Source organism: Pseudomonas sp. MF09156, from assembly GCF_059862305.1.
The window spans coordinates 56,153-71,287 of record NZ_JCBCUR010000010.1 but is presented as its reverse complement, the minus strand read 5'-3'; the positions used below and the strand labels follow the sequence as shown (position 1 = coordinate 71,287).

Sequence of the window (15,135 nt, the reverse complement as noted above, 5' to 3'; positions counted from 1 at the left end):
TAGATCCCTATCATCTAGGTTAATCGCGCTGTGCGTTTAACCGTCTTACCTATAACGTTCCATTGATCCCACTCACGGAAGATTCCCCATGCCCGATTCAGCCACTAGCATCGATGCCGCCTTGCCCACCTCTGTGTCGTTCAACCTGCGTCCCCTACTGATCGCCAACATGGCCTGCACCATGGCGATGATGGCGTTTGTCTCGCTGATTGGCCCCATCGCCCGGGTGCTGGGGCTGGCGACGTGGCAGGCGGGGGCGGCGGTGACGGTGTCCGGGGTGATCTGGATGTTGCTGGCGCGGCCTTGGGGCCAGGCCAGTGATCGCCTGGGGCGCCGGCGCGTGCTGTTGCTGGGCACCGGGGGCTTCACCCTGGCGTACTGGGCGCTGTGCGTGTTTATCGACGCTTCCCTGCAATTACTGCCCTCGGCCATGCTGGCGTTTATCGGGCTGGTGCTCGGGCGCGGGTTGATCGGGGTGTTCTACGCCGCAATCCCGGTGGGCGGCTATGCGTTGATCGCCGACAATATCGAGCCGGCCCACCGCGCCAAGGCCATGGCCTCGTTGGGGGCGGCCAACGCCTGCGGCCTGGTGCTGGGGCCGGCGGTTGCCGCGCTGCTGGCCCGCTACAGCCTGAGCCTGCCGTTCTATGCCATGGCGCTGTTGCCGATGCTCGGCTTCCTGGTGTTGCTGGTGAAACTGCCGCGCCAGGAACTGCACCTCAAGCAACCACCCAAGGCTGTCAACCTCTCTGACCCACGCCTGCGCCGGCCCCTGGTGGTGGCCTTTGCCGCCATGCTCTGTGTGTCTATCGCCCAGATCACCGTGGGCTTTTTCGCCCTCGACCGCCTGAAAATGAACCCGGCCGATGCCGCACAAACCGCCGGGATTGCCCTGACGATGGTCGGCCTGGCCTTGATCTGCTCGCAACTGCTGGTGCGCAAGCTCGAATGGCCGCCATTGCGGATGATCCGCGTCGGCGCCACTGTTTCCGCCCTGGGCTTTGCCGGCAGTATGTTCGCCGATACCGCGTGGATCCTCTGGCTGTGTTTCTTCGTCTCGGCGGCCGGCATGGGCTGGATCTTCCCATCGTTCGCCGCCCTGGCGGCCAACGCAGTGGAAGCCTCGGAACAAGGCGCTACTGCCGGGTCGGTGGGTGCCGCACAAGGCTTGGGCGTGGTGGTCGGTCCCCTGGCCGGGACTCTGATCTATGCCGTCGAGCCGCGGCTACCGTACCTGGTGGCCGCTGCCCTGCTGCTGCTCATAGCGATCTGGCCGGCACCGCGCCACTAGAGAATCCGATACAACAACCGCTCGACCCGTACCCGGCTGACCCGGCGCAAAAACTTGCCGACGGCCTCGGGGTAATCCACCAGCGTCTGCAACTGCTGGTAGCCCTGGATCCGCGTGGTGTGCTGGAAAATCTGCGCAAGCTCGCCACGCCGTGGAGCCAGCCACTGGCCCTGGGGATCGTCGATCAGCAAGGCGTTTTCCAGGTCCAGGCGGAAAGCCCGGGGGTTGAGGTTGTTGCCGGTGAGCAAGGTATAGCGTTCGTCGACCCACATGCCCTTGAGGTGATAGGTGTTTTCCCCGTCGCGCCACAGATGCAGGTTGAGCTGGCCGCTGTCGATCATGCGCTGGTGGCGCTTGGCAAAGCGGCGCAGGCTGATCTCGTAGAGATAGGGCAGCGCGGCGATGATCCTGAAGGGTTCGCTGGGCGGGATGTAGAAGTCGTTGGCGGTCTTGTCGCCGACGATGATGTCGATCTTCACCCCCCGGGCCAGCGCGCGGTTGATTTCCCGGGTGACTGGCAGCGGCAGGTTGAAATACGGGGTGCAGATGGTCAACTGCTGCTGGGCGCTGGCGATCAGCTCGCAGATCACCCGGCTCAGCGGGTTGTTCTTGCCCACCCCCAGCAGCGGGCTGACCGACAACCCGCCAATGCCCGCCTGGCCGGCCGTGGTGTCATAGGTCGCGTGCTTGAGACGGCTGCGCAGGTCGCCGATGTCATTGCGCAGGCTGCGGGTACTGGGCAGGTTGGGCAGGTCCAGGCGGTGCACCGCCTTGGACGCCACCAGGCCGTGTTCCACCAGGTGTTGCAGGGAGTCGGCCAGGGGCTTGCTGTGGATCAGGTGATAACGGTCGAAGCGGTATTTGTCGAACTTGTGCAGGTACACATTGTTCAAGCTGGCGCCGCTGTACAGCACACTGTCGTCGATCACAAACCCCTTGAGGTGCAGCACGCCGAACAGCTCGCGGGTCTGCACCGGCACGCCGTACACCGGCACTTGCGTCGGGTGTGACTGGGTCATCGCCTGGTACCAGGCGCTGTTGCCCGGCTGCTTGCCCGCGCCGATCAGCCCGCGCTGGGCGCGCAGCCAGTCGACCATCACCACGATATCCAGCCCGGGCCGTGCGGCCTTGGCGGCATGCAGCGCGTCAAACACCTCCTGGCCCGCTTCGTCCTGTTGCAGGTACAGGGCGACGATGTAGATACGGTGCTGGGCCTGGGCGATTTTCTCCAGCAGGCAGCGGCGAAACTCGGCAGCGCCAGACAGCACCTCGATCGCATCGGTGCTCAGGGGAAAACCGCGCAATTTGGGCAACAGGGAACGTTTGAATAACGACGGCATAGGGCTCGCAATGATCGAATCCGAAGAGCCCGAGAGCTTACACCACGGGGGTCCTCAGGTCTGCCCACGGGCCGCTGAAAATAAACGATTGACCAAGAAGAACGATCGTTCTACTGTTCGCAGCATGAACGATATGACCAACAATGAAACCCGCGACATTATCCTGGACGTCACCGAAAAGTTGATCTACCGGCATGGCATTGCTGCCACCGGCATGGATCTGCTGGTGAAAACCGCCGGTGTCTCCAGGAAGAGTATCTACCGCTACTTTGCCAATAAGGACGAACTGGTGATCGCCGCCCTGCAGCGGCGCGACGCGCGTTGGCTGCTGTGGCTGCGCAGCGAGGTCGAGCAATACGCCGGCAGCGGCGCCCGTTTGCTCGGCGTGTTCAGCGCCCTCAAGGCCTGGTTCGGCTCTGCGGACTTTCGCGGTTGCGCCTTTATCAATACCAGCGGCGAGACCGGCAACCCGCAAGACCCGGTTCGCTTACTGGCCAAGGCGCACAAACAGAAACTGTTCGAGTACCTGCTTGAACTGTGCAAGGCCCATGGCACCCCGGCCCCGGAGAAGCAGGTCGCGCAACTGCTGATCCTGGTCGATGGCGCCATTACCATCGCCCTGATCATGGGCGATGTCACCGCCGCTGATAATGCGCAATGCATGGCGCAGGACTTATTGGCACTTTGAAAGTTGTCTGGGTTTAACAACTAACGATCCAAAGGAGCAGTCAAATGACCGCCAATGTACACGTGCGTCCGCCCTTACCGCCCTTTACCGAGCAATCGGCCATTGAAAAGATCCGTCTCGCCGAAGACGGCTGGAACTCCCGCGATCCGCAGCGCGTGTCGCTGGCCTACACCCTGGACACACAGTGGCGCAATCGCGCCGAGTTCGCCCATAACCGCGAGCAGGCCAAGGATTTTCTCACCCGCAAATGGGCCAGGGAACTGGACTACCGCTTGATCAAGGAGCTATGGGCGTTTACCGGCAACCGCATCGCGGTGCGTTATGCCTATGAATGGCACGACGATTCCGGTAACTGGTTCCGCTCCTACGGCAACGAGAATTGGGAGTTTGCCCAGGACGGCCTGATGTCCAATCGGCATGCGTGCATCAATGACATGCCGATCAAGGAAAGCGAACGCAAATTCCACTGGCCCCTGGGACGGCGCCCGGATGATCATCCGGGGCTGTCCGAACTGGGGCTGTAGGAGCCGGTCAATCCTGCTTCAAGCCCACCTGATACAACACGCCATCATCCTCATCCGTGAGTACGTACAGGAAGCCATCCGGGCCCTGGCGTACATCGCGGATGCGCGCCTTCAACTCGCCCAGCAGGCGCTCTTCGTGGACCACCTTGTCGCCGTCGAACTGCAGGCGGATCAGCTCCTGGCTAGCCAGGGCGCCGATAAACAGGTTGTGCTGCCAGGCCTTGAAGCGGTCGGCGTCGTAGAACGCCATGCCGCTGATGGCCGGTGACTTTTCCCACACATGATGGGGCCCGACCGTGCCTTCGGCAGTCTTGCCCTTGGCCTCGGGAATCGGCAGCAAGGAATAGTTGATGCCATGGGTCGCCAAGGGCCAGCCGTAGTTCTTGCCACGTTCGATGATATTGATCTCATCACCGCCGCGTGGGCCATGTTCGTTTTCCCAAAGAGTGCCGGTCCACGGGTTCAGCGCAGCGCCCTGGGGGTTGCGCTGGCCATAGGACCAGATTTCCGGCCGCGCTCCTGGCTGGCCGACAAACGGGTTGTCATCCGGTACGCGGCCGTCGGGGTAGATCCGCACTACCTTGCCCTGCAACTTGTCCAGGTCCTGGGCCGTCGGGCGATCATTGTTCTCGCCCAGGGTCACAAACAGGTAGCCATCGCGATCAAACACCAGGCGCGAGCCAAAATGGTTGCCGGTGGAGAGCTTGGGCTCCTGGCGCAGGATCACCTGGAAGTCCTTGAGGCCGCTCAGGTCGTCGCTCAAGCGGCCACGTCCTACCGCCGTGCCGGCCGTACCGCCCTTGCCACCCCCTTCGGCGTAGGACAGGTAGACCAAGCGGTCCTCCTTGAAATCCGGTGACAACACCACATCCAGCAAACCGCCCTGCCCCTTGGCCCAGACTTGCGGCACGCCACTCAGCGGCGCGGACAATTTGCCATCACTGCTCACAAAACGCAGCGCGCCCGGCCGTTCGGTGACCAAAAAGCCCTGTTTGTCGGGTAAAAACGCCACCGCCCATGGGTGGTCCAGGCCTTTGACAATCGGGGTCGCGGTGATGCTGCCTTGCTCGCTGGGGAACTGCCGGGTCTCGGCGGCCAACGCGGGCAGCGCGCTTGCCAGGGCGCTGGCGCAGCAGGTCGCTAAAAGAGTTGTGCGTAGAAACATACCGTGGGGTTCCTTGCGTTCAGGGCCGGCGATTGCCATTGGCATCTTGCGTCGGGGCTGAAGGTTGGGTGGCGGGACGTGCAGGTGCTGCATCACGTTGCGGATAGCGGTTGCCGATACCGCCATTTTCCAGGGTCGGCGGCCGAGGCACCGGCGCGGTGTAGGTACCGCGGGTGGCGGGCGTATTGGGCTGGGTGCCCTGCATGCTGTTGGGATTGGCCCGTTTGATCGGGCTGTTATACGGGTTGTTGTTGCCGGGCAGGTTCTGCGCCTGCACCCCGCCACTCAAGGCAAGGCCCAGGGCCAGCACTACAAGGCTGCGCGTACGGCTGTTCATGACAAAACCTCTGTAGGGTGAGGAATACCTGCATTCGATAACACGCTACGCCCTGGGTTCGGATTTGGTAACCAAATACTTTCCATGCAGGTGTAACACGGCTTTTCGAATGCCCCTACGCCAACCGGCAGCGGCTCAGCAAGAAGATAGGGCAGAAACTGGGGACCCAGCCGCCTGAGTAGCCCCTGCCAGTGGCAAGGGGCCTTACTCTCAGATCAATATGAAAATCACTGCCAAACCAGCAAAAATCGCCCACTTCTCCAGGTAATACCGGGTGCGGTTACGCTTTTTCAGCTCCTTGCCGCGCAGGCGGATCTTGTACAGGCGGGTAAAGGCGCGGTTCAAGCCGCCGGTCTTGTCCCCGGCATCATTGGGCGAGCCGGCGGCGGCCATTACATTGCGGCTGAACCAGCGATTGAACGCCGCAGCCCAACGGTATTTCATCGGTCGCTCAATATCGCAGAACAAGATGATGCGGTTTTGCTGGGTGGTGTTTTCGGCGTAGTGAATGTAAGTCTCGTCAAACATCACCGCCTCGCCGTCGCGCCAGTAATAGTTTTCACCGTCCACGTTGATGTAGCAGCCTGGATCGTTGGGTGTGTCCAACCCCAGGTGGTAACGATAGGAGCCAGCATAAGGATCGCGATGGCGCACCAATTTCGAGCCTGGAGGCAGTTCGGCAAACATCGCGGCCTTGATCGAACCGATGCTTTGCACAAGCTCCGTAGTACGTGGGCACAGCTTCATGGCCGAAGGATGGCTGTCGCCGTACCACTTGAGGTAGAAGCGTTTCCAGCCCGATTTGAAAAACGAGTTGAAACCCACGTCGTTGTATTGGTCCGAGCGCTTGATCTCGCCGGCGCGCATCAGGTTCTGGCCCTCCTCGCGAATCTCCTGCCAGTGCTCCTGGAGCGGGCTCAGGTCGGGGAAATCGCTGGGCGAGAGATACGGGCGGCCGGGCAGTTTGGAGAATAGGTAAAGGAAGCAATTGACCGGGGCGAGGAAGGTCGAGTGGTCGCTTAATTGACGGCCCAGCTTATGTCGCACCCGGCCACGCAGATGGACATACGCGATGGAGACAACGTAGAGAGCAACAATGATGAGTTTCACGGGAATTCGTCACATGTCAGAAGAGTACAGGCTGCTCCTCCAGGCCGGGCCAGGGAGGGAAAATGCAGCACCTGAAATCACAATTCGTTAACAGCCCACGAGTGCCTTGGAGACAGTTCGGATAGTGGCCAATGGCAGTTATTTTAGCCATAGATTGTAACCAAAGGTTAACTAAGAATTGTGAAAAGGTGTCTTCCAACTGTATAGCCGCGCCACCTCGGACGCAGGGTGGCGGGTCTTGCGGGCTGCGACGCAGCCCGGCAAAGGAGCGGCGTGACTCAGCCCAGTGGCTGGTCATCCTTGCGTTCGCGCTTGGTAAAGCGGTCGTCGTCCAGGGGCGAATAGGCCACTGGCTTGCCGCGTGCCAGCACCAGATGGCGAACCAGCGCGATCAATATCCCCAGCAGCAAACCGCCCACCAGGCTCAACGCAACCACCAGGATTTTCTTCGGCTTGACCGGGCTCAGGGGCTCCTGGGCGCGCCGGTCAATGGTCACCAGTTTCAAGGCGCTCATATCGATATTCAGGCTGCGCAGGCGCGCCACTTCAGCGCGCAAGGGCTCGACATCCTGCAGGAAAATATCTTCATTGCCCCGACGCTTCATCACCTCGACCTGGCGATTGACCTCCAGCAACTGCAGTTCCTTGCCGATTTCGGCGACACGGTTGTTGGTGAAGTCATCACTGGTACGCTGCTGCAGGGCCGTGCGCTCGGCTTCCAGGGCGTCGGTGCCGAGGAAGTACAGGGGAATCTGCTGGTTGTTGACCTCGGTGCGCATCACCTGGCTTGTGCCACTACGCCCGGCATCGGCCATGGACGACGGCGTGGTCGGGTTCTTGATGCCCATGGACTTGGCAATCGAGATGGCCTCGTTCAACTCTGCCAGGCGGTTGGAACGCTGCATTTTCATCTGTAGGCGCAGGGCGCTGAGTTCGTCTTCAAGCTGTGCGCGCTTGAGCTTGTCGCCTTCCAGCAGCTTGGCGATCTTCGATTCCTTGTCGGTTTCATAATTGGCGCGCGCCGCGTCAATCTTGCCCTTGAGCTCGGTAAGGCGGTTGTTGACGATCACCTTGAGATCGGCGCCCACTTGCTCGCGCTCGGCTGCAATGGCGTAGTCGACAAAACCGTTGAGAATCGCGACCCCGTCTATATCCGTGGGGTATTGCAGCTCAAGACGGATATAGCTACTGAGGGAATCTGCTTTCTTCGGATCGGGCAGGATCAGCTTGATCGAGTTGCGGTTGAACGCTTCGAAACTCTGCTCAAGGCTGCGGCCCGGCTCCTGAAACGCCTGGAACAACGCCGGGTTGGCTTTGAAGAAGCTCAGTCGCGCGTCGTACGAATCCAACTGCGCGCCCACTTTGGCCAGCGCGTCCGCCGGTGGCAACTTGTAGACCTCGGAACGATTGAGTGCGTCCAGTTCATTGATAGCTGCCGGCCTCAGCACGCTGCTGACCTGGTACTCACGGGGAGCGAGCAGCGCGTAGCCAACACCAAGCAGGCCGGCAAAGAGGGTGCAGCCGATGACCAGTTTCTTCTGCCGCCAAATCGAGTGAAACAGCTCAAATAAATCAATTTCGTCAGACACCACGGGGGCGTGCACCTGGGGAGTTCTATTCAAAATGGGGACACCCTTCAAAAAGTGGACGCTGGCTGTCCACTACACGATAGATCTGAATAACCAACTGAAAATGCAGGGACAACGCCCTGTATATGGCTCGTACGACACGAGACAACGGTCATCCGACCATTTAGTCACTGAAAAAATCCCTATCGCATGGAGTTTGTTTTCCTTCACAAAAATCAATGTCATCTATGACATTGATCAGCGTAGACGACATATCGAGCAGCATCGTTCTTACGATATGTCAAAATCGCTGCTTGCAAGGGGGAGAACTCAACTACTTGGCTTTTTTGAGACATTTCCTGCAGAAAGCTCCATGCCAGTTTTTAAAAAAATTGGCTGGTAGACAAACCGCCCTGCCCGGCCCATCAATAAAAGGAGCTTTTGATGCCATCACCCCTATCGAGCCCAACGCAACTGGATAGACAGGCCCTGCAAGGCACCTGGGAACAAATTGCCCTGGAAGACAGCGGTGTCAGCAATCCACCGGACGAGCACAGTGCGCCAGGTGCGCTGACCACGATTGACGGTGATCGATTCCGGGTCGAGACCGTCGACGGCAACGTACTGCTAGAGGGGTGTTTTAGCCTGGACGCCAGCACCACGCCCAAAAGCATCACTTGGATAGATTCCATAGGGGCCGACGCCGGCAAATGCCTGCCGGCCAGCTACACCTTGGATGACAGGCACTTCGTGTTCATCGCGGCGGATGAAGGCATGCCCCGGCCAACGCGTTTCAGTACGACGCCAGGGCAAACCATGCGCACCTTTGTGCGCAGGTCTTGAGCAGGCAGGTTTTTGCGACAGGATTTTCACAAAGTGTTCACCTTTGACGCGTTAGGTTAAACCCAACTCCTCAGATGAATCCCTTGGCCCGCCGCCCCAGCGGGCCTTTTTTTGCCTTCAGGCCGAGCGTTTTACCGCAGTCAGCGTGTAGCACATGGGCAATTGCGCGGCCTGGTTTTCGTACCGGTCGTACAGTTCTTCGCGATTGGAGTGCGGGTATTCCTGCAAATGACTGATCTGCAGCCCTGCCGCGATGGCCGCGCTGACAGTCTCCCCCAGGGTATGCACAAACCAGTAGGACGTGGCGGCGGCACTTTTGCTGGTGCCTTCATAGACGATTGCCTCGTTCTGCACAAAAGGCTCGCGGCGAAAGTAGGAGGTGGCCGGCAACATCGGGTTGGCCGCTTCGGGGTCGAACACTTCCAGGAATGGATGGGTCTCGTAGATCACCAGCGTGCCCCCCTCTTTCAGGGTGCTGGCAACATGCCGCATAAACAGCCCGATATCTGGCATCCAACCCAGCACGCCGATGGTGATCAGGGCGATATCAAACCGCCCCAACACACGCTCGGGCAAATGATGAACATCGGCTTCGATAAATTCAGGTGCATGCGGCGAGCGGCTGGCCAGTTCCACCGCCTGCGCCAGAAACGCATCGGACTGGTCGACCCCGACCACACTGCGGGCACCAAGCCCATACAGCGACAGGCTCTCACGGCCGTTGTTGCAGCCCAGTTGCACGGCGTCCCGACCCTGTATGCCCACCTGCAACAACACTGAGGTCAGGGTGGGATCCAGGCAGCTGAAGTCGGGCTCGCCGACGCCGGCGAGCAGGCCTTGCCAGTGCTCGGTGGTTTTATGGTGTTCGGCGGATTCGTTCCAGGCGGCCTTGTTACTGGCGATCGCCTGTTGAGCAGACAGCGTGTCCATTGCGTCTCCAAACCATTGAGCGTGCGCAACAGGATGGCAATGAGCGCCGTCAAAAAAAGAAGGTGGTTCGCCCCGCACCGACAGCCTCGCCATCCTTGAACCGGTAAAGAGCCATCACTGCAGGGCGAACGGTGGAAACTTAATCCACGGCCATTGGATGTTCAACTGTTATCAACCACAAACCTGACAATCGATACAATTTCGATACAACTCGATGAATTTTGTAGAATTTCCCGCCAGAACAGACCCGCGCCGCACTTCTTGGCGCCGGACAAGCCTGCCTGTCATATAACTCGCGCCTCACATATGCGACAATGCGCGCCAAATTCCAACATGCACCCCATATTTTCTGCTCGGCGACTGGGCTTCACGCCTTGATGTCGCTGTTGACGCATGCCCGTTGGCCCGGGCTCCGAATGGGTCCCGGCCCAAATAAGCGCACCCCAAGCTATTGATAGGTAAAGTAATTGATCTCCACAGCTAACATCACCATGCAGTTCGGCGCCAAGCCGCTGTTTGAGAACGTCTCGGTCAAGTTCGGCGCCGGCAACCGTTATGGTTTGATCGGTGCCAACGGTTGCGGCAAGTCGACCTTCATGAAAATCCTCGGTGGCGACCTCGACCCGTCCGGCGGCCAGGTCATGCTGGAACCGAACGTGCGCCTGGGTAAGCTGCGCCAGGATCAGTTCGCCTACGAAGAATTCAACGTGATCGACACCGTGATCATGGGTCACGAAGAGCTGTGGAAGGTCAAGGCCGAGCGCGATCGCATCTACTCGCTGCCGGAAATGAGCGAAGAAGACGGCATGGCCGTGGCCGAGCTGGAAACCGAGTTCGCCGAAATGGACGGCTACACCGCCGAATCCCGTGCCGGTGAACTGCTGCTGGGCCTGGGTATCGGCATCGAGCAGCACTTCGGCCCGATGAGCGAAGTGTCCCCAGGCTGGAAGCTGCGCGTATTGCTGGCCCAGGCGCTGTTCTCGGATCCGGAAGTGCTGCTGCTCGACGAACCGACGAACCACCTGGACATCAACACCATCCGCTGGCTGGAAAACATCCTGACCCAGCGTAACAGCCTGATGATCATCATCTCTCACGACCGTCACTTCCTGAACAGCGTGTGCACGCACATGGCTGACCTGGACTACGGCGAGCTGCGCCTGTTCCCGGGCAACTACGATGAGTACATGACCGTGGCCACCCAGTCCCGCGAGCAATTGCTGTCGGACAACGCCAAGAAGAAAGCGCAGATCTCCGAACTGCAATCGTTCGTCAGCCGTTTCTCGGCCAACGCCTCGAAAGCCAAGCAGGCCACTTCCCGCGCCAAGGCAATCGACAAGATCCAACTGGCCGAGGTCAAGCCTTCGAGCCGTGTGAGCCCGTTCATCCGCTTCGAGCAGACCAAGAAGCTGCATCGCCAGGCGGTCATCGTCGAGCGCATGGCCAAGGGCTTTGACGGCAAGACCCTGTTCAAGGACTTCAGCTTCCAGGTTGAAGCGGGCGAGCGCGTGGCGATCATCGGCCCGAACGGTATCGGCAAGACCACCCTGCTGCGCACCCTGGTCAACGAACTGACCCCGGACGCCGGCAGCGTGAAGTGGACCGACGCGGCTGAGCTGGGCTACTACGCCCAGGACCATGCCCACGACTTCGAAGACGACGTCACCTTGTTCGACTGGATGGGCCAGTGGGCCCAGGGCGAACAAGTGATCCGCGGCACCCTCGGCCGCATGCTGTTCTCCAACGACGAGATCCTCAAGTCGGTCAAGGTCATCTCCGGTGGTGAGCAAGGTCGCATGCTGTTCGGCAAGCTGATCCTGCAAAAGCCCAACGTGCTGGTCATGGATGAACCGACCAACCACTTGGACATGGAGTCCATCGAGGCGCTGAACCTGGCGCTGGAGAACTACCCGGGCACGCTGATCTTCGTCAGCCACGACCGTGAGTTCGTATCGTCCCTGGCCACTCGCATCATCGAGCTGAGCCCAAGCGGCGTGATCGACTTCAGCGGCACCTATGACGACTACCTGCGTAGCCAGGGCGTGGTGTTTTAAGGGCAGCCAATAGCGGCTGGCTACACGCTGCAAGTAAAAGCCCCGTCAGCAGTGACGGGGCTTTTTGCATTTCCAGGCTCGACCAACGGAGCGTCAAGCCAATGATTGTTAGCCTGCTTCCTTTTCTCCCCAGCCCTTGCCATGATGGGTTCACCGCCCTGCCGCGAATGAGCCTCCATGCCTGCCGCCCCCAGCTCCCTGTCGATCACCCTGCAGATCGTCTCCATCGTCTTCTATACCTTTATCGCGTTTATCTGCATCGGCCTGCCGATTGCGGTGATTCCCGGCTACGTCCATGAACAACTGGGCTTCAGTGCGGTAGTGGCGGGCATCACCATCGGTTCGCAGTACCTGGCCACCCTCCTCAGCCGGCCCATGGCCGGGCGCATGTCGGACAACGTCGGCACCAAGCGCGCGATTGTGCTCGGCTTGAGCGGCATCCTGCTCAGCGGCGTCTTGACCCTGTTCGCCACTGCGCTGCAAAGCCTGCCCAATCTGAGCCTGGGAATTCTGATTGTCGGCCGCGTGCTGCTGGGCGTGGCCCAGGGCCTGATCGGTGTCGGCACTATCAGTTGGTGCATGGGCCAGGTCGGCGCCGAACACACCGCCCGCTCGATCTCCTGGAACGGCATCGCGTCCTACGGCGCCATCGCCATTGGTGCGCCGCTGGGTGTGGTGATGGTTGCGCAATATGGCTACAACAGCCTCGGTATCGCGCTGGCGGTGCTGGCCGGGCTGGGCCTGGTGCTGATCCGCAAAAAGCCCTCGGTGCCGGTGGTGCGCGGCGAGCGCCTGCCGTTCTGGGCGGTGTTCGGGCGGATTGCGCCGTTTGGCGCCAGCCTGTGCCTGGCATCCATTGGCTACGGCACCCTGACCACCTTCATTACCCTGTTCTACCTGAGCCGCGGCTGGACCGGCGCCGCCTGGTGCCTGACGGTGTTTGGCATCTGCTTTATCCTCTCGCGCCTGCTGTTTATCTCCAGCATCAACCGCTTTGGCGGGTTTCGCGCAGCGATTGCCTGCATGACCCTGGAAACCCTCGGCCTGGCCCTGCTATGGCTCGCACCCTCTCCCGCCATCGCCCTGGTCGGCGCCGGCCTCACCGGCTTTGGCCTGTCCCTGGTGTACCCGGCATTGGGCGTCGAAGCCATCAAACAGGTGCCCAACAGCAGCCGGGGCGCGGGGCTGAGTGCCTATGCGGTGTTTTTTGACCTGGCGCTGGCGATTGCCGGGCCGTTGATGGGCGCGGTGGCGTTGAACCTGGGCTACTCGTGGATTTTCTTTGGCGCGGCGCTACTGTCCGTCACCGGCCTGGGCCTGACCCTGCAGCTGATGCGCCGGGCCTATTGATCGGCGGTCTGTAGGCCGGCCCGCGAGTGCTGGCCAAGGGTGCGCCCGAAAAAACGCCCGGCCTCGGAAATCAGGTCACGGTGAATGCCCTCGCGGTCCACCCCATCGGCATCCGTACACAGCGCCGGCATCAGCGCCAACTGCTCATCATCGCAAGGGGCCATGAAGATAAAGTGCCCGGCCCCGGCCAACAGCTTGAAATCCGGCGGCTGCGGCAGCTTGCGCGCCAGGGCGGCGGCGTTTTTATCCACGGCCACCAGCTTGTCACCGTCGCCGCTATACAGCAGCACCGGCACATGCACGTCGCCCAGGGTGTGCCGACCAAACATCAGGCTCAGCGGGGCCATGAGCATCAACGCATGGATCCGGGAGTCGGCCTGGGGTTGCAGGTCATCGCGGTCGACCACCAGCTCGCCCTTGGTCGTGCAAGCGTCACGGTCTTCGGGGCGTTCCATGCAATAGCGGCGCAAACGCTCGAAATCCGGCTTGGCCCCGGCCAGGATCAGCGCCGTCTCGCCGCCTGCCGAATAGCCGATCACGCCCACCTGGTCGACATTGACGAACGGCGACAGCATTGGGTCGCCCAAGGTGGCGCTAATCGCTGCCGAAATCTGGATCGGGCGGCCATACAGGTTGCTCAAGGTGCCCAGGCGGCTGTGGTCCTTGTAGTTGTCGCCAGGATGCAGCACCGCCACCACCACAAATCCCTTGCGCGCCAGCGACGTCGCCAAATCGTGCAAGGCCAGGGGTGTGCCGGTGTTGCCATGGGACAACATCAGCAGCGGGAAACGGCCAATGGCGACCTTGGCATCCTCGGTGGCGGCGACGCGATAGGCGCCCACCTGGCTGATATGTTCGCGGCCGGTGGACGGATAAAAGGCGATGGCTTTCATCGGCTGCGAATCCAGCGGGTCGAGAAAGCTCATGCGGTGATAGCCCACGCTCCAATGGGGGTGCGGGGCCACGGCGGCGTGCACTGGAACGAGGCCGCCGAACAGGGAAACCAGCAAGACTGCACAAAGACGCATCATGGGGATGTCCACCTGTGCTGCGTGACGCCTGCGAGTGGGCGGTATGGCCCTGTGTTGCATAACCTGCGCCAGATTCGCCCACCCAAAACAAAAAACTCCGTAATCCGCTGGTTTTCAGGCCAGCAGAATACAGAGTTTAGGCGCCTCGAATCAGATTGATAGCGAGCCGCGGTGAAATCTCCTACGCAGCGACGAACAGTTGCTCGCTGATCTGCGCATTGGCGTCGTTCAGCGCCTTGCTGCGTGCTTCGTCACCATAGGCCAGGCCGTGGGCACGTACGAACTCAACGTCGGTAATGCCGAAGAAGCCCAGCAGCACCTTCAAGTAGTCCTCGTGCGCCACACCGGTCGGCTGACCCACATGCAGGCCACCGGCGGTGGAGACCACGATGACTTTCTTGTTGCCGCACAAGCCTTGCGGGCCGGCTTCGGTGTAGCGGAACGTCTGGCCGGCAACAGCAATGCGGTCGATCCAGGCCTTGAGTTGGGTGGGGATGGTGAAGTTGTACATCGGCGCGGCGATGACCACCGCGTCGGCCGCCAGGAACTCGGCCAGGGTCGAGGCGCTCAGGTCGGCTTCGTGCTTCTGCACCGCATCACGCAGTTCGGCAGCGGTGCCCAGGGCGCCCAGGGTGATCCCGGAAAAATGGTTGATCCCTTCGCTGGCCAAGTCGCGGTAGGTGACTTCCACACCCGGCTCGGCCGCTTGCCAGGCCTTGACCACTTCGCGGCTCAACTGACGGGATACCGAGTTGTCGCCGAGGATGCTGGAATCGATATGCAAGAGTTTCATGTGGGATCTCCAAGTGAGGACCGCCACCGGGCGATCTGATGGAGAGAATCCTACAGATCAATCCAATAGCCGATTAGCCGGTTAAAATGCGATAGTTCGTCCCACTGACAG

The 15,135-nt window shown here is 60.7% G+C and carries 14 protein-coding genes; 6 read left to right on the top strand and 8 right to left on the bottom strand.

Features of this window, described 5'->3' with window-relative positions; all coding sequences use genetic code 11:
* Positions 1-88: 88 nt before the first annotated feature.
* Complete coding sequence (locus AC19YY_RS20635) at positions 89-1,291, top strand: MFS transporter (RefSeq protein ID WP_169957290.1); 1,203 nt, start codon at positions 89-91, stop codon at positions 1,289-1,291.
* Here AC19YY_RS20635 and pssA read toward each other — a convergent pair.
* Positions 1,288-2,631 (bottom strand): CDP-diacylglycerol--serine O-phosphatidyltransferase, encoded by a 1,344-nt coding sequence (pssA, locus tag AC19YY_RS20630; protein ID WP_432755693.1) that lies wholly within the window; start codon positions 2,629-2,631, stop codon positions 1,288-1,290. The genes AC19YY_RS20635 and pssA overlap by 4 nt on opposite strands.
* A gap of 124 nt (positions 2,632-2,755) precedes the next feature.
* Here pssA and AC19YY_RS20625 point away from each other — a divergent pair, with 124 nt between their 5' ends.
* Both AC19YY_RS20625 and AC19YY_RS20620 read left to right on the top strand, forming a co-directional pair.
* Entirely contained in the window at positions 2,756-3,319 is a 564-nt protein-coding gene (locus AC19YY_RS20625) for a TetR/AcrR family transcriptional regulator (RefSeq protein WP_500604765.1), read from the top strand.
* A gap of 44 nt (positions 3,320-3,363) precedes the next feature.
* The gene (locus AC19YY_RS20620; protein ID WP_500604764.1) at positions 3,364-3,843 is read left to right on the top strand and encodes a nuclear transport factor 2 family protein; all 480 of its coding nucleotides are present in this window, start codon (positions 3,364-3,366) and stop codon (positions 3,841-3,843) included.
* A 7-nt stretch (positions 3,844-3,850) separates the two neighbouring features.
* Here AC19YY_RS20620 and AC19YY_RS20615 read toward each other — a convergent pair whose 3' ends face one another.
* The 4 genes from AC19YY_RS20615 to AC19YY_RS20600 all read right to left on the bottom strand — a co-directional run bounded on the left by AC19YY_RS20615 (position 3,851) and on the right by AC19YY_RS20600 (position 8,077).
* Positions 3,851-5,008: a PQQ-dependent sugar dehydrogenase gene (locus AC19YY_RS20615; protein WP_170041485.1), complete on the bottom strand. Its 1,158-nt coding sequence runs from the start codon at positions 5,006-5,008 to the stop codon at positions 3,851-3,853.
* Positions 5,009-5,027: 19 nt separating this feature from the next.
* Positions 5,028-5,345 carry a hypothetical protein gene (locus AC19YY_RS20610; protein WP_070996253.1) on the bottom strand — a complete coding sequence of 106 codons (318 nt, stop codon included), beginning with the start codon at positions 5,343-5,345 and terminating at the stop codon, positions 5,028-5,030.
* A 210-nt stretch (positions 5,346-5,555) separates the two neighbouring features.
* Positions 5,556-6,455 (bottom strand): lipid A hydroxylase LpxO, encoded by a 900-nt coding sequence (gene lpxO, locus AC19YY_RS20605; RefSeq protein WP_170041487.1) that lies wholly within the window; start codon positions 6,453-6,455, stop codon positions 5,556-5,558.
* 278 nt (positions 6,456-6,733) lie between these two features.
* Complete coding sequence (locus AC19YY_RS20600; protein ID WP_500604763.1) at positions 6,734-8,077, bottom strand: Wzz/FepE/Etk N-terminal domain-containing protein; 1,344 nt, start codon at positions 8,075-8,077, stop codon at positions 6,734-6,736.
* Between the two features lie 390 nt (positions 8,078-8,467).
* Between AC19YY_RS20600 and AC19YY_RS20595 the strand changes: the two genes are divergently transcribed.
* Positions 8,468-8,866 carry a TIGR03067 domain-containing protein gene (locus AC19YY_RS20595; protein ID WP_492634609.1) on the top strand — a complete coding sequence of 133 codons (399 nt, stop codon included), beginning with the start codon at positions 8,468-8,470 and terminating at the stop codon, positions 8,864-8,866.
* 117 nt (positions 8,867-8,983) lie between these two features.
* Here the strand turns inward: AC19YY_RS20595 and AC19YY_RS20590 are convergent, their stop codons facing one another.
* On the bottom strand, positions 8,984-9,796 hold the full coding sequence (locus AC19YY_RS20590; protein ID WP_500604762.1) for a class I SAM-dependent methyltransferase: 813 nt from the start codon (positions 9,794-9,796) through the stop codon (positions 8,984-8,986).
* Positions 9,797-10,263: 467 nt separating this feature from the next.
* On the opposite strand from AC19YY_RS20590, the gene AC19YY_RS20585 reads away from it, so the two are divergent.
* A complete protein-coding gene (locus tag AC19YY_RS20585) occupies positions 10,264-11,850 on the top strand; it encodes an ABC-F family ATPase (RefSeq protein WP_071610063.1) in 1,587 nt (528 codons plus the stop codon).
* A gap of 177 nt (positions 11,851-12,027) precedes the next feature.
* Complete coding sequence (locus AC19YY_RS20580) at positions 12,028-13,200, top strand: MFS transporter (protein WP_500604761.1); 1,173 nt, start codon at positions 12,028-12,030, stop codon at positions 13,198-13,200.
* On the opposite strand, the gene AC19YY_RS20575 is transcribed toward AC19YY_RS20580, so the two are convergent.
* Together AC19YY_RS20575 and AC19YY_RS20570 are read right to left on the bottom strand one after the other, a co-directional pair.
* Positions 13,194-14,231: an alpha/beta hydrolase family protein gene (locus tag AC19YY_RS20575; protein WP_169952457.1), complete on the bottom strand. Its 1,038-nt coding sequence runs from the start codon at positions 14,229-14,231 to the stop codon at positions 13,194-13,196. The two genes, AC19YY_RS20580 and AC19YY_RS20575, sit on opposite strands and share 7 nt — an antisense overlap.
* A gap of 181 nt (positions 14,232-14,412) precedes the next feature.
* Positions 14,413-15,024 (bottom strand): FMN-dependent NADH-azoreductase, encoded by a 612-nt coding sequence (locus AC19YY_RS20570; RefSeq protein WP_169952460.1) that lies wholly within the window; start codon positions 15,022-15,024, stop codon positions 14,413-14,415.
* Positions 15,025-15,135 lie beyond the last annotated feature (111 nt).